Annotated in this window: 16 protein-coding genes; 4 read left to right on the top strand and 12 right to left on the bottom strand. The window is 64.7% G+C overall.

Annotation, left to right across the window (positions count from 1 at the left end; all coding sequences use genetic code 11):
• Positions 1-17: 17 nt before the first annotated feature.
• The 5 genes from AC2IR1_RS08875 to AC2IR1_RS08855 all read right to left on the bottom strand — a co-directional run bounded on the left by AC2IR1_RS08875 (position 18) and on the right by AC2IR1_RS08855 (position 5,800).
• Positions 18-1,532: a tripartite tricarboxylate transporter permease gene (locus AC2IR1_RS08875; protein ID WP_486475920.1), complete on the bottom strand. Its 1,515-nt coding sequence runs from the start codon at positions 1,530-1,532 to the stop codon at positions 18-20.
• Entirely contained in the window at positions 1,532-2,107 is a 576-nt protein-coding gene (locus AC2IR1_RS08870; protein WP_486475919.1) for a tripartite tricarboxylate transporter TctB family protein, read from the bottom strand. The genes AC2IR1_RS08875 and AC2IR1_RS08870 overlap by 1 nt, the downstream gene beginning before the upstream one ends.
• Positions 2,108-2,224: 117 nt before the next feature.
• Positions 2,225-3,217: a Bug family tripartite tricarboxylate transporter substrate binding protein gene (locus tag AC2IR1_RS08865; protein WP_486475918.1), complete on the bottom strand. Its 993-nt coding sequence runs from the start codon at positions 3,215-3,217 to the stop codon at positions 2,225-2,227.
• Between the two features lie 26 nt (positions 3,218-3,243).
• Positions 3,244-4,068: a shikimate dehydrogenase family protein gene (locus tag AC2IR1_RS08860; protein ID WP_486475917.1), complete on the bottom strand. Its 825-nt coding sequence runs from the start codon at positions 4,066-4,068 to the stop codon at positions 3,244-3,246.
• A complete protein-coding gene (locus AC2IR1_RS08855) occupies positions 4,058-5,800 on the bottom strand; it encodes an FAD-dependent oxidoreductase (RefSeq protein WP_486475916.1) in 1,743 nt (580 codons plus the stop codon). Before AC2IR1_RS08855 ends, AC2IR1_RS08860 begins: the two co-directional genes overlap by 11 nt.
• Positions 5,801-6,006: 206 nt before the next feature.
• Here AC2IR1_RS08855 and AC2IR1_RS08850 point away from each other — a divergent pair, with 206 nt between their 5' ends.
• The 4 genes from AC2IR1_RS08850 to AC2IR1_RS08835 are packed head-to-tail and all read left to right on the top strand — an operon-like array spanning position 6,007 to position 10,068.
• A complete protein-coding gene (locus tag AC2IR1_RS08850; RefSeq protein WP_486475915.1) occupies positions 6,007-6,831 on the top strand; it encodes an IclR family transcriptional regulator in 825 nt (274 codons plus the stop codon).
• A gap of 34 nt (positions 6,832-6,865) precedes the next feature.
• The gene (locus AC2IR1_RS08845; protein ID WP_486475914.1) at positions 6,866-8,647 is read left to right on the top strand and encodes an FAD-dependent oxidoreductase; all 1,782 of its coding nucleotides are present in this window, start codon (positions 6,866-6,868) and stop codon (positions 8,645-8,647) included.
• Positions 8,634-9,251 (top strand): NIPSNAP family protein, encoded by a 618-nt coding sequence (locus AC2IR1_RS08840; RefSeq protein WP_486475913.1) that lies wholly within the window; start codon positions 8,634-8,636, stop codon positions 9,249-9,251. The genes AC2IR1_RS08845 and AC2IR1_RS08840 overlap by 14 nt, the downstream gene beginning before the upstream one ends.
• 7 nt (positions 9,252-9,258) lie before the next feature.
• Positions 9,259-10,068 carry a sugar phosphate isomerase/epimerase family protein gene (locus tag AC2IR1_RS08835; RefSeq protein ID WP_486475912.1) on the top strand — a complete coding sequence of 270 codons (810 nt, stop codon included), beginning with the start codon at positions 9,259-9,261 and terminating at the stop codon, positions 10,066-10,068.
• Between the two features lie 80 nt (positions 10,069-10,148).
• Here AC2IR1_RS08835 and AC2IR1_RS08830 read toward each other — a convergent pair whose 3' ends face one another.
• The 7 genes from AC2IR1_RS08830 to AC2IR1_RS08800 form a co-directional block, all read right to left on the bottom strand.
• Complete coding sequence (locus AC2IR1_RS08830) at positions 10,149-11,483, bottom strand: AMP-binding protein (RefSeq protein ID WP_486475911.1); 1,335 nt, start codon at positions 11,481-11,483, stop codon at positions 10,149-10,151.
• 15 nt (positions 11,484-11,498) lie between these two features.
• Positions 11,499-13,955: an amidase gene (locus tag AC2IR1_RS08825; RefSeq protein WP_486475910.1), complete on the bottom strand. Its 2,457-nt coding sequence runs from the start codon at positions 13,953-13,955 to the stop codon at positions 11,499-11,501.
• A 1-nt stretch (position 13,956) separates the two neighbouring features.
• Positions 13,957-14,673, bottom strand: coding sequence for an ABC transporter ATP-binding protein (locus tag AC2IR1_RS08820; protein WP_486475909.1), 717 nt, complete (start codon positions 14,671-14,673; stop codon positions 13,957-13,959).
• A complete protein-coding gene (locus tag AC2IR1_RS08815; protein ID WP_486475908.1) occupies positions 14,666-15,697 on the bottom strand; it encodes a branched-chain amino acid ABC transporter permease in 1,032 nt (343 codons plus the stop codon). Before AC2IR1_RS08815 ends, AC2IR1_RS08820 begins: the two co-directional genes overlap by 8 nt.
• Positions 15,697-16,563: a branched-chain amino acid ABC transporter permease gene (locus AC2IR1_RS08810; RefSeq protein ID WP_486475907.1), complete on the bottom strand. Its 867-nt coding sequence runs from the start codon at positions 16,561-16,563 to the stop codon at positions 15,697-15,699. Before AC2IR1_RS08810 ends, AC2IR1_RS08815 begins: the two co-directional genes overlap by 1 nt.
• 121 nt (positions 16,564-16,684) lie before the next feature.
• The gene (locus AC2IR1_RS08805; protein WP_486475906.1) at positions 16,685-17,905 is read right to left on the bottom strand and encodes an urea ABC transporter substrate-binding protein; all 1,221 of its coding nucleotides are present in this window, start codon (positions 17,903-17,905) and stop codon (positions 16,685-16,687) included.
• A gap of 43 nt (positions 17,906-17,948) precedes the next feature.
• On the bottom strand, positions 17,949-19,538 hold the full coding sequence (locus tag AC2IR1_RS08800) for a flotillin family protein (protein WP_486475905.1): 1,590 nt from the start codon (positions 19,536-19,538) through the stop codon (positions 17,949-17,951).
• Positions 19,539-19,546: the final 8 nt, after the last annotated feature.

The raw sequence follows: 19,546 nt of genomic DNA, 5'->3' as shown, positions 1-19,546 counted from the left end.
CCCACCCTGCCCTGCGGTCAGGTCTGACCGGCAAGCTGCCGCGCGATGCGCGTTTTCGCGAACCTGTAGAGCGGCGTCTGTGACAAAAAGATCCCGATCACGACAAGCAGCAAGGTCAGGGAAAGAGGGCTGGAGAATATCCCCATGAAGAAGGCGCCCAGGTCTTCCCGTTCCGAGATGATCGCGCGCCGCCAGTTGTCATCCAGAAGCCTCGACAGGATGACACCCAGGATCACGGGACCCAGCGGGTAGCCGTAGTGGCGCATGAAGTAGCCCAGCACACCGAACCCGAGCATCCAGTAGACATCGGTGATGGAGTTGTTCACCGCGTAGGCCCCGACGATCGACAGAAGCATGATCAGCGGGATCAGGTAGGCGCGCGGGATTTCGACGATCTTGGTGAAGATGCGAATGCCCGTCAGCCCGAAGATCAGGATGAAGACATTGGCCATGACCAGTGCGCCGACGATGAACCAGAACATGTCGGGTTGGTTGACCATGAGCATGGGCCCCGGGTTCAGGCCATGAATGAAAAGGGCGCCGATCATGATGGCCGTGACGGCATCACCCGGGATACCCAGCGTCATCATCGGGATGAAGGCCCCGCCGACCGCAGCATTGTTGGCGCTTTCAGGGGCCACCAGGCCTTCCATCGCCCCGTCACCGAACTTGCGCGACGGCGACTTTGTCACCCGTTTCGCATGATCATAGGCCATCAGCGCCGCGATATCGCCGCCGGTGCCGGGCAACGCCCCGATCAACACGCCGATCGTCGAGGTCTGAAGGCTCAGCGGCAGGTGCTTCTTGACCGTCGCAAGGCTCGGAATGATGCGGGAGATCTTCTGCTTGATCACCGGAGCATCGACGTGGTGCAGCTGCAGCAGCGCTTCGGAGATGCCGAACATGCCGATCATGACCGCGATGAAGTTGATCCCCGACTGCAGCAGCGGAATGCCGAAGGTCAGGCGATCGGAAAAGGTCAGCGGATCAAGTCCGACCGCTCCGATGGCCAGACCAAGAGAACCGGCGAAGATCCCCTTCACGAGGGAGCCGGAAGACAGCGACCCCACCAGCAAGATCCCCAGGACGGCCAGCAGCATGTAATCCCGCGGCTGGAAGGTCAGCGCGAAGTCGGAGACATAGGGCGCGGCGAGCGCCAGGACACCAATCCCCACGAAGCCACCGATGAAGGACATCACCGTCGTCACCCCGATGGCTGTGCCCGCCTCGCCCCTCTGGGCCATTGGATAGCCATCCAGCGCCGTGGCAATGGCCGAGGGCGCGCCCGGGATGTTGAGCAGGATCGCCGTACGCGAGCCGCCGTAGACGCCGCCCATGTAGATGCCGATCATCAGGGAAATCGCCGGCAGTACATCCCAGGAGAACGTGAAGGAGATCAGGATAGATACCGCCATGGTGACGGAAAGCCCCGGGATCGCCCCGACATAGACACCGGCGAAGGTACCAAGCCCGACAAGCAGCAGAAGCTGGGGCTGACTGAAAATGGTCAGGAAGGCCAGAAGCGTGTCCATCAGTTTGCTCCCCCGGAAAAGAGATCACGAAGCCCTTGCACCAGTTCCGCCTCCGGCAGGATGCCGGACGGCAGCAGCACGGTGAATATCAGGCGGAAGACGAGCCAGATCACCAGCAGGCTGCCGAATGCCACGGCCAGGGTGACAGGCCAGGACCTGCGGGCCATGAACTTGATCGACACCACCAGGAAGATCGCCGCGGTCGGCACAAAGCCAAGCGGCACCAGAGCGATCCCGAAGGCCAGAAGGCCCAGGATCAGGAAAATCACCAGCGGCGGCAGGATGTCCCTCGACAGGCTTTCGGTCAGGACCGGCCCCTTGCGCAGCCCCTCGAAGAAGATGACCAGGGCGGAGACCAGCATGACTGCAGTCACGGCCATCGGAACCGCACCGGCAGAGGAGAGCGCCTCGAACCCCGCGATACCATATGCGTTCCAGAGCAAGGTGCCCGAACCGGCAACGAGAAGCAGCGCGAAGACCAGTTCACCGGGGCGCCGCCTGTCGGAGTAGCCGCCGGGCATCGCATCTGATGTTCCGTCATGGTGATCCTCATCACCGCGATAGTCGATTTTCATGTTGGCTCCTCCTTGCAGGCAAGGGCCTGGCTGCCTCCCGCAGCCCGGGCCGTACCGTGGCGGCGCCCCCGGGGGCGCCGCGCTTTCTCATGAGCTTGCAGCGTCGCGCGGCCCGTCTCAGGGACGCGGGATGCCGAAGTCTTCAGGCGACTTCTTCGAGAAGCCCGCGTCATGCACCAGCCAGGAGGAGGTCGACCGATAGCTTTCGAGGAACTCCATCGCCTCGTCGCCGGAGATGCCCATGATGATGAAACCGCGATCTTCCATAAGCTTGATGAAATCCGGGTTCCTGGCGCCTTCGGCATAGGCTGCCTGCAGCGCCGCGACGATATCCTCCGGCGTGCCCTTCTTGACGAAGACACCGAAGAACGGCCCCCAGGGCAGGTAGTCTGCAAAGCCGGGGATTTCTTCGGTGATCGGCACGACACCGGGCAGCAGATCGTTGGGCTTGGTATCGACGAGGCCGATCACCTTCATGCGCCCTGCCTTCACACCCTCGATTGCCGCCCCGAGAACAGCAGGCATCACGTCGATTGCGCCACCCTGAAGGGCCGTCAGCGCCGGGCCGTCGCCATCATAGGGGACCCGGGTGAAATCGACATCTTCCTGGGCGGTCAGCATCGCCAGCACGATGGAGGTCAGCCCGCCCGGACCGGTGGAACCGACGCGAACCTCCCCCGGGTTCGCCTTGGCGTAGGCCACGAACTCCGCCATCGTGTCGTAGGGGGCGTCATTGTTGGCGACGAACATCGGCACGCCACGGGCCAGGACGCTGATCGGCACCATGTCGGTGTAGTCGTCGGTACCAAGGCCCAGGACCTTGTACATCTGCGGATTTTCCGCCCCCATCAGCAGGGTGTAGCCGTCGGCCTTCTGGGTCTGAACGTAGCGCAGCGCGATGGCGCCAACGCCACCCGTCTTGTTCTGCATCACGATGTTGCCACCCAGGGCCTCGGCCGCGTGGGGCGTGACGGCCCGCATCACCGTATCGGTGGAGCCACCAGCCCCCCACTGGATGACCCCCTGGATCTCTTTCGCGGGATAGTCCGCCGCCAGGGCACCGCCCCCGGACATTGCCAACAAGGCCAGGCCTGCAATCACGTTTCTCATGGTCTTCCTCCCTTTGATCCGACGGCCTAGGCCGCCTCCTCCTTCGCCGGGTCGGAGGGCAGCCCCTCTCCCAGCAGATAATCCACCAGGCGCTCGGCCTCGGCGTTGAACATTCCCGCCCCGGTCATGGTCCTGCAGCCCCTGGCACGGGCCGCAGCCACCATGGGCGATACCTCCGGCCGGGTGATCGCATCGGCCACGAAGGTCTCTGCGCTCATCTTCTCCGGATCTGCCGGGAACGGGTCTCCCTCACGCATGCCGCAGGGGGTGACGTTCGCCACAAGGTCCATGCCTGTCGGGTCGTTGCCTCCGGCGCTGACACGACCGGGAAAACGCTCTTCGAGGGCCTGGACGATCCGGGACAGGCGCGCCTCGTCCAGATCGGCGATGGTCAGATGTGCGGCGCCGCGATCCAGGATCTCGAAGGCCACCGCGCTGCCTGCCCCGCCGGCGCCGATCAGCAGGGCTTTCGTCCCGGCAGGTTCGAAGCCAAGCGCCTTGATCCCGTCCAGGTAGCCGATCCCATCGACGTTATCGCCGATGAACCGCCCCTCGGCATCCTTGTGGATCACGTTGACCGATCCCACGAAGCGCGCACGGTCGCTGACGATGTCGCAGTAGTCGAGAGAGGCGATCTTGTGCGGGACCGTGACGACCACGCCTCCCACGTTCTGCATGTTGCGGAAGCTCTCCATCGCCGCCGCGACATGGTCGGCGTGGATATGCAGCGGCGGCACGATGGCGTTGACGCCCCGCTCCGCCAGGATCTCCGTCAGGAACTTCGGAGAGCGGACCTGGGCGATAGGATCCCCGATGATCGGGAACAGGATGGTTTCACCGTCAAGCTGCACGGGACTGTCCTTTCTCTTGCTTGGAACGAGCAACGGCGTGACGTGCGGCGATGCAGCCGAAGACCAGCCCGGGACCCAGGGTGATGCCCGGGCCGGGATAGGTCCCGCCCATGATGGAATGCAGGTCGTTGCCGCAGGCGTAGAGACCGTCGATCACGCTGTCGTCCTCTCTCAGCAGCCGCGCGTTGGTGTCCGCGCGCAGCCCCTGGGCCGTCCCGATATCGGCCGGCTGCAGGCGCACGGCGTAGAAGGGGGGCACTGCGATGGCGCCAAGCGTCGGGTTCGGCGTGACGCTCGGATCCCCATTGTTGCGTTGATAGGGCGATCCCCCACGTCCGAAGGCGCTGTCCTCACCCGTTGCCGCCGCATGGTTGATGTCTTCGACACTGGCTTTCAGGAAGTCGGGTTCGGTCCCCGTCGAGGTTGCCAGTTCCTCCAGGGTCTGCGCTTCGATCAGGTAGCCTTCCTCGATGTACGGGCGGGGGTTCTCCCCGCCGGGATGCACCATGCCAAGGCCGAATTTCGCCAGGGTCGGCGCATCCGTCACGATCCAGGCACCCGCCGTATCAGCGCCGCCTTCGAGCATGGCCTTGCCGAACGCGTGGTAGGAGACCGTTTCATTCACGAAGCGGCGCCCCTTCAGGTCCACGCAGATCGTCCCCGGCTTGGAACGGTCCAGAACGAAGTGGGGAAAGACCGCCGTGCTTCCATCGGCGCGTTTGCGCACCGAACAGGGCGCCCAGAATGCCCCCTGATCGCCACCGGCCCCATAGGTCGCGCCCAGTTCAAAGGCCATTTCGTGCATCCGGCCCGTGTGCCCCGGAGCAGAGGGGCTTTCCGCCGGAAGCGTAGCGGGAAGATGCCCCGCGCGCAGCTTCTCCGAACGGCCAAATCCGCCGGTCGCCAGGATGACCCCGCCGCTGACGGCGACTTGCGCCGTTGCATCGCCCGACCGCAGATCAAGCCCGGTCACCGTTCCGCCTGCCTCGCGGATCGAGGTCACCTCGGTCTCCCGGAGGATATCGACCCCCAGCTCAAGCGCCGACGCCAGCAGCCGCGCGACGAGCGCGCCCCCCATCACCAGCCGGGTGTGGCGCCCATATACAGCCTTGTCCCGCATGTATCTGGTCACGGTCTTCGCCACATGCACGAAAGATCCCGGGGACTTGTAGCGGTTCAGAAGGTGACCGATGTCGACACGGTCGATGTTCATGCCCCCCAGAACGGTAAATTCGGGGATCGGCGGCCGGATCATCTCCCGCGCGGGGCCCATGTCGCGCGTATCGAAGGGAACGGGTTCGATTGCACGCCCGTTGAGCGTCGCGTTCGGATGATCCCATTCGTAGTCGGGATGGCGCGGATAGGGACGGAACCGGACCTGCGTCCGGTCTTCGAGGGTCGCGATCGCCTCCGGCGCCGCATCGAGGAATGCCTCGCGCATGTCGCGGTTGCCGAAGTTGCCCACGGCGCTGTCCAGAAAGGCCGAAACATTTTCTCGGCTGTCCTCCGGGTTCACGCTCTGCCCGGTCCGGGTGCCCGGGGCCCAGACGGTCCCGCCGGAGAGAGCAGAGGTGCCGCCAACATATTCCGTCCGCTCGACCACGAGGACCTTCGCACCCTCCAGGGACGCGAATACGGCAGCCCCCAGCCCTGCGGCGCCCGAACCGATCACCACCACGTCGTAGTCAGGTGAAAGTTCATCGAAGCGGATATCCGCCCTCGTGTCTGACATGTCTGTCCTCCCTGACGCCCCCTCCCACCCCTCGATGATTGAGGTGCGGGCTCCTCGGTCGGCGTCGAATCGCGTCTCCATCAATCATTGCCAAAAAATGAAATGTCATTCCAGTTTTTAATTTGCTTCACATTTTGATCCGACTTCCATAACCTCACCGCAACGCCACATGCCGCGAGGCGGAGGCCAGCAAGGAAAGGCATCGGATGAGCAGCGCACTGGAAAAGGGATTGTCGGTGATCAGCTTTCTGGCCGAACGGCCCGAGGGCGCATCGGTGAGCGAGATCGCGAAGGCTCTCGACCTACCCCCTTCGGGGGTACATCGGCTCCTGAAAGAACTGGAGGGGTTGGGCTACACCCGACAGAACCGGGAACACGGCGACTACATGCTGACGCTGAAACTGGCAACGAACGGGCTCGCATTCCTTGCCCGCACCGGGATCCCGGACCTGAGCCAGCCGATTCTCGACCGGCTTGCGCAGGACACGAAAGAGCTGATCCGGATGGCCCTCTTCGACGGAGAGGAGCTGATCTGGGTTGGCGTGTCCCAGGGCGCGACATCGGGTCTGCGCTATGATCCTGACGCGGAACACGGGCAGATCGTGCACCTTGCCTCTGCGTCGGGGGGACAGGCCTGGCTTTCAGGGCTGACCGATGATGAGGCCATCGCCGCGGTGATGCGCCAGGGGATGGACAAGCCCGGCGCCGGCGGCACCTCTGCCCCCACCAGCGTGGCCGAATTGATGGCGATCGTCCAGGATGCGCGCCGCAAGGGCTACGCGCAGAACAGCAGCAGCTTCATGTTGGGCATGGCCGCGATCGCCGTCCTGATCCGACATCCGGACACGGAAGAACCGATCGGCACGGTCTCCATCGCGGGTCCCTCCGCAAGGGCGACACCGGAGCTGCTGCAAAGCTTCCTGCCGGAACTGAGGCAGGCCGCCACGGACCTGGCCGAGGCGAGCATGGCCGGACGCAGTTTCACCCGCTGGTACGACGAGACCCTGGGGCGCAGACAGGCGCACCGCTGACCCGACCGGGCAATTTCTGAACGGGGAGGAGACCATGACAATCGAAGAACGCCCCAGCAATGGGGCAACCTACGACCTGCTGGTCGTGGGATCGGGAGCGGGCGGCCTTGCGACAGCTGTCACGGCCGCGGAACTCGGCCTCAGCGTCGCGGTCCTGGAGAAGGCGGAGCATTTCGGCGGGACAACGGCCTGGTCGGGGGGCTGGCTCTGGGTGCCGCGCAACCCCCTGGCGGTCGAAGCAGGCATCGAGGAAGACGTCGATGCGCCGCTGGAATATCTGTCGGGCATCATGGGCAATCGTGTCGGCGATCCCCGCATCCGCACCTACCTCGAGACAGGGCCAGAGATGGTGCGCTTCTTCCGCGATCGCACTGCGGTCGCCTGGGTCGACGGCAACAAGGTCCCTGATTTTACCGACATCCAGGGGGCCGCAACCGGCGGCCGCTCCGTCTGCGCCGCCCCTTTTGACGGGCGACGCCTCGGCCCCTGGATCTCCAAGCTGCGCCCACCCCTGGCGGAGATCTCCCTGGCGGGAATGGGCATCGCCTCTGGTCAGGACATGGCGCATTTCTTCAAGGCGACGCGAAGCCCCGCCTCCGCGCTCCATGTTGCGCGCCGCCTGGCGCGGCATGGCGCGGATCTCGTCCGGCACCGGCGCTCCATGCAGCTGGTGAACGGCAACGCCCTGGCCGCAGGCTTGCTGCGGTCCTGCCTGGATCGGGGTGTGGCCCTCTTCACCAACGCAGGCGTCGCATCCCTGTGCCATGAGGACGACAGGGTCACGGGGCTCCGCCTGTCCGACGGGACAGAGCTTCACGCGCTGCGCGGTGTCGTGCTGGCCACCGGTGGTTTCCCCCATGATGACGCGACCCGGGCGCGCCTTTTCGGCCGCGACACCGGCGCCGAGCATTTCTCTGCCGCGCCACGGGACAATACCGGCGACGGCATCCGCCTGGGCACCGGGGCGGGTGGCGTCCTGCGCGACGACCTGGCCAGTGCAGGCGCCTGGGCGCCAGTCTCTCTCGTTCCGGACGGCCGGGGCGGACAGATGCACTTTCCCCACCTCATCGATCGCGCCAAGCCGGGCATCATCGCGGTACGCGGAAAAGGGACGCGTTTCACCAATGAAGCAGACAGTTATCACGCCTTCATGCGCGGTCTTTTCGACGCCACGCCGGAAGGGCGCGCCCCCGAATGCTGGCTGATCGCGGATCACCCCGCACAACGCCGTTGGGGACTTGGCTGGGCCCGCCCCTTCCCCTTCCCGCTGGCCCCCTTCCGCCGCGGGGGCTACCTGCGCAGCGGACGCACGCTCCGCGATCTCGCACGCGCCTGCAACCTGGATCCGGATGTCCTGGAAGCGACCGTTTCCCGGTTCAACACCCATGCCGAAGCGGGCACGGATCCAGATTTTGGCCGTGGCGCCTCTCTCTACAATCGCGTGCAGGGCGACCGCGATCACAAGCCGAACCCCTCCCTCGGACCGCTGAAACGCGGGCCGTTCCACGCGGTGAAGATCGTGTCGGGCTCCCTCGGGACCTTCGCGGGCCTCGACGCCGACACAAGCGCCCGCGTGCTGGATGCCAATGGAACCCCTATCCCGGGGCTCTATGCCGCGGGCAATGACCTGAGCTCCATCTTCGCCGGGCAGTATCCAAGCGGGGGCATCACGCTCGGCCCCGCAATGACCTTCGGCTACATCGCCGCCCACCACGCAGCAGGCCGGTGGGCCCCGGACGCAACGACACCCCCACACCAAGGCTCCCCGGCGGACATTGCCGGGACTAACGGAGGAGATATCCATGCCGCTGTTTGACATCGTCACCCTGAAGACCGCCCTCTTCGCCACGCCCAAGGTTGCGCCAGCCCTGCAGGACTGGCTTGCCGCCCCCGAAGCGAAGGGTACCCTGCTTGGCGCCTGGGCGCCGGACATCGGGACGCTGAACGACATCATCCTGCTGCGCCAGTTCGACAGCGCAGACGATCTGATCGCGGAACGGACCCGCACCCATCTGTCCGACAACCCCTACGGCTGCATGGAACACCTGCGCGGCTGGACCTCCGACAGCTATGTCCCCCTGGACTTCACCCTGCCTGTCACCCCCGGCGAGTACGGCAAGGTCTACGAAATTCGCAGCTACCAACCGAAACTGAACGGCATGGGGCCCACCATCGAGAAGTGGCGCGAGGCCGTTCCGGTCCGGACCGAGTACAGCCCGCTTTCCATTGCCATGTACTCTCTGGACGGGCCGACCCGCTTCACGCAGATCTGGCCCTATGAAAGCGCCAACCACCGCGCCGAAACCCGGGCCAAGACGGTAGCCGACGGCATCTGGCCGCCCAAGGGTGGCCCCGACTGGCTCTCGGCCGAGATGACGTCGACCCTTGCCGTCCCCCTGCCGTTCTCGCCGCTGAAGTGAGGTAATAATGGGCTACCGCTATTCCCTGGCCTTTCTGACCGTGCCCGAACTGACACCGCCCCAGGCGGTGCAGATCGCGGCAGAGGCCGGTTTCGATTTCGTCGGGCTGCGGCTGCTGCCTGCGGGCACCGACGGCCCCTACCCCCTGCTCACGGACCGGTCCCTGCTTGATGAGACCCGCAAGGCGATCCGTGAAACGGGGGTCCGGGTGGCGGACATCGAGATCATCAGGATCACTCCGGATTTCCGCCCCATGGATACCCTGCCCTTCCTGGAACGCGGCGCCGAACTTGGCGCCCGCAACATCCTGACCGCGGGTTACGACCCCGACGCCTCTCGCATGACGCAGAACTACGGCGCCTTTTGCGAGCTGGCAGGGCAGCATGGGATGACGGCGGATCTGGAATTCATGCCCTGGACCTGCATCCCCGATGTCTCCACTGCGGCCGCCCAGGTCAGGGCAGTGGCACACCCGGCTGCCGGGATCCTCGTCGATGCGCTGCATGTCCAGAGATCACGCTCGACCTTCGATGAAATCGCCGCGCTCGATCCCGGCTGGATCCATTATGCCCAGCTCTGTGACGGCCCGGGCGATTATGATGCATCAGACGAAGCACTGATAGCCACCGCCCGGGGAAACCGCCTGATGCCAGGCGACGGCGACTTCGACACCAGTGCGCTCCTGCGGGCACTGCCGGATGAGATCGTGTTGAGCGTCGAGGTCGCCCAGGCGCACAGGATCGGCAAGGTGCCCGCCCTTGATCGCGCGCGTGAGGCGCTGGACAAGGCACGTGGCGTGCTGCGCGAAACAGCCTGAAACCCGGCCGCCCCTCCCTGTAACGGAGCGGGGCGGCCCCAATGGCCCAAGCCTGACCCAAAACTGGCCGGAGGACCCGATCAGTCTGCTGCGCGCCCCTCGGCATCGTTCAGTTGCAAGCCGCCCTCCGGATCGAAATGGGCGATGAGCCCGGTCTCGAACCAGCCGTCCTTCAGCGATGGACCCTTCCCGGCCCAGTATCCCTGCGGGACGGCAAACCCGCGGATGGAAAGCCGACCCCTGTCACCAACAGGCAGGATCCGCCCCGACGCATCGGTGATCTTCGCTTCGAGATGAGGCTGCAGCCAACCTCCCGCCATGGTCAGGCACAGCGGTAGCCCCCCCGGAAGATCCCGCATCATGATCGCTGGCACGTTCGGCACAGGCAACTCTGCCTTGATCGGTCCCGAAGGCAGCAGGACCCGTAGCGACGCCCCCTTCGCCACACCCCTCAGCGCCTCCATGCGCAGTGGATCCCCTTTCAGCACCGTGACCCGTCCGCTGGTCAAAAGCGCGGCCAGATCGTCTTCTCCCGCAGGGAGGAGCGCGGCACCCCGCGACACTGCGGGCAAGAGACCGGTCAGATAGGCTGCAGCACCCGGCTCGCAGATGGCAATGCGGTCCGTTTCCAGAAGCCCCGCCAGAGTCGCCATGCTGCGCGCCGCGTTGACCAACGCATAGTGGGAAAACGCCAGACCCGCCGGGTGATCCGTATCCACGACGATCAGCGCGCAGTCATCCGGATCGGTCATCCGCTCTATGGCGGGAAGGCGCAGTTGCTGGGCCGGTCCTGCCATCGCGCGCAAATCCACCAGCGACATGAAGCCCGCGTCCGAGGCCTGCGCCATTGTCAGGATCGCGCGCAGACGGGGCAATTGCGGGCAGGACAACCTGCCTTGCGCATGAGGCGAAAGCTGCACCCCAAAATCCCCCGGCAAGACACCGGACCGTGGGACGAGGACACTTGCCCCGAGAAGACGCAGGCTGTCGCGCAAATCGGCGGAGCTGAGCGTGGGCGGCAACTCTGCCAGGATCAGCCCGGCGCGCGCAACCGCGAGGCGCAAGATCAGCGCCTGGCCACCGGCGGCCTGCATGGCCAGGACGTCCCCGCGTTCAAGCCCGAGGGCGAGAAGGCCCGATGCGGTCTCATCCACGGCGCGATCAAGGTCGTAATAGCTCAACCGCAGGCCCTCCGCCGGGACAATCAGCGCATCTCGGGGCCCCGACTGCGCAACCGCCGAAGCCAGCAGCCGGGCAATGGTGATATGGGCAAGTGGCGGGTGAGATCCCCCTTTCAGATAGGCGCGACCGTCAACGGGAAGCGCGGGTTGCTGGCTGGGAGCACTTCCAGCCGCGCCCCCACCTGCACCCCAGTCGGCAATCCGGCCCGCAAGGCTGTCTTTCAAGATCGACATGCGCCCCTCCTCAGCTTACATCTCGCGCCAGTCGCCCGATTGCTCGAAGGCGTGGGCTGCCTGGTAGATCTTCAGCTCGCCATATTGCGGCCCGACCAGCATCATCCCGATCGGCAGCCCGTCGGACAGACCGCAAGGCACGGACATCGCCGGCAGGCCCGTGCCATTAAAGGGGGCGGTGTTTCCGATCATCTCGAAGGCGCGCTGCACATACAGGGAGATCGAGCAGTCGGCCGGAGGGATCTCCTGCGGTTTCATCGGCACCGTTGGCATCAGGAGCAGATCGTATTGCTTCAGTGCGGCGTTGAAGCGTTCGTTCACGCGCCGCATGATGTTCTGCGCCTTGCCGTAGAAGCGCCCGCGATAGTGGGTCTGGAAGTATTCGCCCACGAACATCGACGCCTTCAGGGAATGGCTCAGCTCATCCGCCCGGTTGCGCCAGGTGGCCATGTGATCGGTCCAGGACGGCACGAACATCCCCCTGTAGTTGGTGCCAGAGGAATTGCCGTGCAGCATCAGGTCCTGCATGCCCTCCAGCGTGATGGCAGCCCAGCAATCGGTTGCCAGGTTGTGCTCGGGAATGGAGACCTCCTCCACCCGTGCGCCCAGCTGGCGGAAGGTCTCTGCCGCTGCCAGAACCTTGTCATCCACGTCGCTTTCGCTCTCGGCGCGGTGGAACCCCTCGGACAGGATCCCGATGCGCAGCCCGTGGGCGCCCCGGCCAAGGGCCTCGGTATAGCGATAGGCCTTGGGGGCATATTGGCGGGGATCGAGGCCATCCTCGCCCGCCAGAACCTCCAGCAGCAACGCGTTGTCGGCGACATTGCTGGTCACCGGGCCGACGTGGTCGATGGTCTGCTCGACCGGCATCACGCCCGTGTAGGGAACAAGCCCATGGGTCGGCTTCATGCCGTAGACGCCGCAGTTCGAGGAAGGAATCCGGATCGACCCGCCCTGGTCGCCGGCAATGGCCATGTCGACCTCTCCCGTCGCGACCAGAACCGCCGACCCGCCCGAGGAGCCCCCAGCCATGTGCGCGGGCTTCCACGGATTGCGGATCGGCCCCTTGGCACAGGTATGGGAGCCCCCCGACAGGCAGAAATGTTCGCAGTTCGATTTCCCCACGATCACCGCGCCGGCATCCAGCATGCGGGTGACGATGGTGGCGTCGATCTCTGGCACGTAACCCTCCATGATGGGCGAGCCGTTCATCATCGGCACGCCAGCCAGGGCAACGGTATCCTTCAGCACGATCTTCTTGCCTCGCAGCGGCCCGTCCGGCGCCCCTCTCACCTCCGTCTTGACGTACCAGGCAGCCAGCGGATTTTCCGACAGATCGGGGAACCGTCCCGGAGCGCGCGGATAGCGGACTTCCGGCAGGTAGTCCGGCATCGCGTCCAGCCGGTCGTAGGACTGCATGTTGCCCTCCATGATCTGGGCAAATTCCATCAGATCCTCGTCGGACATCGTCATGCCAAGGTTGGCCGCCATCTGGCGCATCTGGGGAAGGGTCGGGCGTTTGACGGTCATGGCTGTACTCGGGCTGACGGAACGGGGGAGCGTTGCGGGCGTGGTGGTGGAAAAGGAAACCGGCGCGGCAGCCGGTGAGGGGGAAGCAAAGCTCCCCGGTTTCGGCGCCGGAACCGGAGCGGGAGAGGTCGCCGACATCGAAGGCGCCCCCTTGCCATCGCTGCCTCTGGTCGACCGCGCCGCACCGAAGCCCAGAAACTGGTCCACCTTGGCCTGATCATCCAGATCTCCGCGGCTGAGTTCGCCGGTGATCCGGCCGCGTTCCAGCACCAGCACGCGATCTGACAGGTCCTTGATGAAATCGAAGTTCTGTTCGACCAGCAGGATCGAAAGGCCCCGCGCCTCCCGCAGCTGCAGGAGCGTTTCGGCCATCTCTTCGATAATCGAGGGCTGGATACCTTCGGTCGGCTCATCCAGCAAAAGGAATTCCGGATCGCCCATCAGGCAGCGGGCCAGCGCCAGGAGCTGCTGTTCCCCGCCCGAAAGCGCACCGCCGTCACGATCCAGAAGCCGACGCAGGCGGGGAAAATCCTCCAGGACCTGTTCCATCACCTCTGCCTCCGGGGCGCCGGAATAGTCGTGCCAGGCGAAGCGCAGGTTGTCGCGCACCGAAAGCTGCGGGAAAATCCCCCGCCCCTGCGGCACATAGCCGATCCCCTGCCCGGCCCTTTCATTGGGCGAGACGCGCGTCACATCGGAGCCATGGAAGCGTACCGTGCCGGAGGTCGCGGGCAGAAAGCCCATCACGGTCTTCAGCAGGGTCGTCTTGCCCATGCCGTTGTGGCCCAGGATCCCGACCACTTCGTTTTCGGCCACGGAAACGTCAATGGCATGCAAGATGGGAACCTTGCCATAGCCACCGGACAAGCCTTTCACCTGGAGGATTTCGGCGCGTTCCCCGACCGGAGTTGCGGCCTCTTTCACGATGCTGTCCCGGATCATTTCACGCCTTCTTTCCAAGGTAGACATTGCGCACCACCGGGTCGGACATGACCCGGTCCACGTGGTCCTCCATCAGGACCGCGCCCCGGTGGAACACGGTCACGGTTTCGGCGATGGAGCGAATGAACTGCATGTCGTGTTCGACGATGACGATCGCTGCCGTGCGATTGAGCTCATGAATGATGCCGGTCATCCGCTCCACATCCTCCGCGCTCATGCCCGCCGCGGGTTCATCCAGCAGTACGAGCCAGGGATCCCCGACGGCGACCAGGCCCAATTCAACCCGCTGGCGTTCGCCATGGGCCAGCTGACCGACATCGCTGCGCGCAATCGCGCCAAGGGCAAGACGGTCGATCACCTCTGCGGTCTTGCGCGTCGCCTCCGCCTTGGGATGAAAACGACGTGCCGCCAGCCAGATGTTCTCGAAGACCGACAGCGCATCCATGACGTTGGGTGTCTGGGTCTTGATGCCCACCCCGAGCGAGGCGATCTGATGCGGCATCCATTGGGTGGTTTCCTGCCCGCGCATGAAGACCTGGCCCTCGGTCGGTGTCTGCAGCCCCGCGACGCATTTGAAGAAGGTGGACTTGCCGGCCCCGTTCGGCCCGATCAGGCACCGCAACTCTCGTGCCCTGAGGCGGAAGTTCACATTGTCGGCCGCCACGACACCACCGAAGCGCATCGTCAGGCCATGGGTTTCTAGAACGGTTTCAGGCACGGCTGGCCCTCCGGTTGCGGCGGGCCTGATGCACCTTGCCGAAGCCCCGCCGGCCAAAGCTGGCCCGCCAGAGCGACGCGATCGCCGGCACCAGCCCCTTCGGCAAGAACAGCACGAAGAGAACCAGGATGAGCCCCGTGATCAGGGTGTTGTCGACAATGTGCTGCTGCCCCAGCAGGAATTTCAGGTAGGCCAGTCCAGCGGCGCCCAGGATCGGCCCCAGGCGTGTGCCCAGCCCGCCGACGATGCACCAGATGATGATCTCCGCCGACTGGCTGAGGGAAAAGAGGTTCGGCGTCACGATCTCGGCCCAGCTGGCGAAAAGCGCCCCCGCCAACCCGGCAATCGCGGCCCCTATGGCAAAGAGTGCGGTCTTGCGGGCACGGACATCGTAGCCCATCAGGCTCGCGCGGGTCTCATTTTCCCGGATGCCGACAGTCACCCGACCGAAGCTGGACCGCAGCAGCGCAGAGACGAGCAGGAACACCAGCGCAAGCAGGGCCGCACAGACATAGAAGTAGGGATCGCCCCAGATGTAGGCCCCCGGGTTGCCGGGAACATTCAGCGTTTGAAACCCCGGAATGCCGTTGAACCCACCCAGGCGGGCCTTGCCGATGACGTACTGCGGCCCGGCGGTGGAATTGACGAACTTGTAGAGGATCAGGGTGACGACCAGGGTGATGACCCCCAGGTAGACATCCGTAAGGCGCCCATAGAACATCATGGCACCCAACAGCGCGGCGAAAAGCGCGGGCACGGTGATGGCCAGGACCATCGGCAGGGTGCTTTCGCCCGTGTTGATCGCGGCGACGGCGTAGGTATACGCGCCCAGGCCGAAAAAGGCGGCCTGACCAAAGCACAGGATCCCACCGAAGCCCCAGATCAGACCCAGGCTGAGACCCAGCATCCCGTAGATGATAAGAACGGTCAGCGTGTAGGTGGAAATCACCATGGGCAGCAGCCAGACCGCCAGCAGTCCGACAATTGCGGTGACCACGATATCGTTGCGAAGGCTTCCGGGCATCACAGTTTTCCCTTGAAGAACCGCCCGGTGATCCCCTGCGGCATCAGGCGCAGCAGAACCACCGCCGCAACCAGCAGGGCGACCTCACCAATCACGGGAGAGACGGCGAAGGTCATGATCTGGCTGACAAGACCGAAGGACGCGGCAGAGCTGACAAGCCCTGCGATCAGGGACGGGCCACCGGCGATGACTGTAATGAAAGCCTTGGCGATGTAGGCCCCGCCAGACGTCGGAACCAGCCCCACCAGCGGCGCAAGCACGGCCCCAGCCAGACCCGAAATCGCGGACCCGCAGAAGAAGGTCGCCATGTAGATCCTGTCCGGGCTGTAGCCAAGCGCCGCAGCCATGTCCGAACGCTGCATCGCGCCACGTGCGATCAGCCCCGCCCGGGTCAACTTCAGCACGGCCAGCATGCCTGCCAGTAGCGCGAAGGCGACCACGATGATGAAGAAGTTGTAGCCGTTCACCTGGTAGTTCCCGACGGCGAACCCGGTGATCGGTGTCGAGATCCCGGTGGTCGTGTTCCCGAAGATCATCGTCGCCAGCCCGATGAAGAAGAGGCTCAGCCCCCAGGTTGCCAGCATCGTGTCCACCAGCCGGCCATAGAGATGCCGGATCACCAGCCGCTCCACCACCAGCCCGATCAGGCCCACGATGACCGGCGCGACGATCAACATCGCGACAAAGACATTCACGCCCAGGTTCACTGCCGTGATGGTGGCGTAGCCGCCCATCATCATGAACTCGCCATGGGCAAGGTTGATCACCTTCATCATGCCGAAGACCACGGCCAGCCCGGCACTGATCAGGATCAGCGACGCGATGGCGTAGAGGATCTCGACCCCGATGATGAAAGAAAGGTCCATGAATTCCGCCTTCAGATTGCGCGGTGACGTCTCCGGGCAAGGCCCGGCCGATCCCCGGGGCGCCTCCCGCGCCCCGGAGTGGGTGGTCCCGTGACCACCGCTCCGTCCGATCAGAAAACGATCAGATCTGGATTTCGTACTGCGTGTTGTCGTCGGGGTTCGCGGTCAGGTCGCAGACGGCTTGCGTGTCAATCGGCTGCTGCTGCGGGAAGCTCTCGATCACCTGAAGCCCCTGATCCTTCACCTCCATGATATGCACATCGAGCACCGCGTGGTGGGTCTGCGGATCACAGGTCACGAGCCCGCCCGGCGCCTCGATCGACAGGCCGGTTTCCATGGCCTCGACCACGGCATCATGTTCGGCGGAACCGGCCTGGCGCACGGCTTCGGCCCACATCATGATGCCCTGGTAATGCGAAACAGCCAGTTCATGGAGCGCCGAAGTATCCCCGTAGGCCCCTTCCCAAGCAGCCTTGAAGGCGATGTTGGCGGGCGTATCCAGGGTTTCGGAATAGTTGTAGGCGAGCATGATCCCGTCGCCTTCTTCCGGCGTCAGCACCTTATGTTCGTTGCCTGCCCCGAGCGTGGTGGAGGCCAGCGGGATCTTGTCCTTCATGCCGGCGGCGGCCCATTGGCGGAAGAAGGACAGGTGAGCACCGCCAACGAGCGGCGCGATGACAAGGTCGGGCGCGGCCGTCTGGATCTTGGCGATCGTCGACCCGAAGTCGGCAACATCGAGCGGGAAGAAGTCCACGCCGACCGTTTCGCCGCCATTGTCCGCCACGAACTTCTGGATCCAGCGCGCCATGATCTGACCGTAGTTGTAATCGGCCGCCAGGACGTAGACCTTCTTGCCCGCCTTCTCCATCGCATAGGGCACCAGGGCTGCGACCTGCTGTGCGGGCGTGACCCCGTTGATGAAGATGTTGCGGTCGCAGACCCCACCTTCGTAGAGCACATTGTAGAAGTAGAGCGTGTTCGAGCGACGCATGGTCTGGCGGATCGCCTCGCGCGAGGCGGAAAGGATCCCGCCATGAACAACATCCACCTTGTCCTGCCGCGTCAGTTGCTGCGCGTACTGGGAATAAAGCGCCATGTCGGACTGCGTGTCATAAGCGACCACTTCCACCGGGTTCCCCAGAAGGCCGCCCGCATCGTTGATCTGGCTGATGGCCAGCCGCATTGCCATGTCCATCGGCGTTCCGTAGGCATCGAAGTTGCCGGAACTGTCGAGGATCGAACCGAACTTAATGGGGCTGGCGGCGCGGCCGAGGCTGGGCAGCAGCGCGGCACCGGCCAGCGTGGCAGAAGCACCAAGGAACCTGCGTCTGTTAAGGGTCATTTCCGTCTCTCCTGTTGTTGGTGTTGGTGCGCGGTTGTCCGCGTCACTCATCCTTCTTCTTGATGCGGTTGGCGTAATCGGCGGTGCGCCCGGCCAGATTGGCATCGAAATCGAGGCCGATTTCCTCCCCCATCTGCTTCATCGCAGGCAGGCGGACAGCCATTCCCAAGATCTGATCCATGGCCGATCCGAAGGCGCCTTCGACACCCTCGCCGCCGCTCCCCCCTGCCCCGCCCATGCCGGAGATCTGGTTGATCCGGATCGAGTCGATCTTTTCGACCGGCTTCATCATCTGGGTCATGATTTCAGGCAGGCGATCTAGCTTGCGTTCCTCGAGGCGCATCCGGATGACGGCCTCGCTGAGCGTATTCTCCGCCGAATTCAGGGCGGCGCGGCCCTGGGCCTCTGCCTCCATCCGGATACGATCAGCCTCGGCAGATTTGGCGGCCGCGGTGGCTTCGGCCTGTGCCCTTGCAAGAAGGGTATCGACGTCGCTCCTGACCTTGGCGTCTTCCAGCGCGATCTGTGCCTGCTGTTTCAGGCGCGCGATCTCCGCCTCGCGTTCGGTGACGGCGCGGGATTTCTGCGCCTCCACATGTTCGGCGGCCAGGATCACCTTGGCGCGTGCCTCCTCCTCTTCCGCCTTGGCGGTCGCCTCTTCCGCACGGCGGCGGGCAAGCTGGATGTCATTGGCGATCCGCGCCTCCTCAAGGGAGAGGACTGCCGCCATTTCAGCACGTCGCAGTGCTTCGTCTTCGGCAACCTGGGTGGCCTTGGTACGGCTTTGCCCCTCGATACGGGCGCTTTCGCTTGCCCGATCCGCTTCTGCCCTGGCGGACGCCTCGCGGGAGGTCGCCTCCGCCTCCAGCCGGGCCAGATGTTCCTTCAGGGCGATTTCCGCTTCTCGTTCGGCCCGCTGCAATTCCAACTGCCGCTGGTGCTGCGCCAGCCGGCTTTCACGGACGGCGGTTTCGGCTTCGGTCTCGATCCGGATGCGGGCCTTGCGCTGATCCGCCACCAGTTCGGCAAGGCGACGCATGCCCTGCGCGTTGAAGGCGTTGTTTTCGGCCCATTGGGCAAGATCGCTCTGGTCGACCGAAATCAAAGAGGCCGAAACCAGCGTGAGGCCAAGCCGGGCAGCCTGCAGCTCGATCCCTGCTGCGACCTCATCCGAGAAGCCGCGACGGTCGAGATGGATTTCCTCCAGCGTGCGGGCGGCTGCGGCGTTCTGGATCGCGTTCACCAGCGCCCCCTTGAGGACGTCTTCCACCGTCTCGCCGCCACGGGCGATCCTCTGACCCAGGGCCTGGGCGGCTGTCGCGATGCCCTCGTCCGTCGGGGCGACCCGCAGCTCGAACTCGAAGGTCACGTCCGCCCGAAGCTGATCCCGGGTCAGGACAGCCCCGCGTCCATCACGCGTGGTGGTGAAGGCAATCGCCCCCATCGAGACACGCTGCATCTGGTGCAGGATCGGCAAGGCAAGGCAGCCCCCGTCGGTCACCACCCGGCGGCCACCGAACCCCGTACGGACGAGCGCGGAATCCAGTGTCGCCTTGGCGTAGAACTTCTGAAGGAACCAGATCCCGACAAGGATAATCAGTGCGGCAAGCACGATGAGGGCGATCCAGAGCAAGGTATTTC

The sequence above is a fragment of the Pseudooceanicola sp. NS-SX8 genome (genome assembly GCF_057380755.1).
Note: the sequence above shows the minus strand (reverse complement) of the source record. Positions and strands in the feature narration are given on the sequence as shown.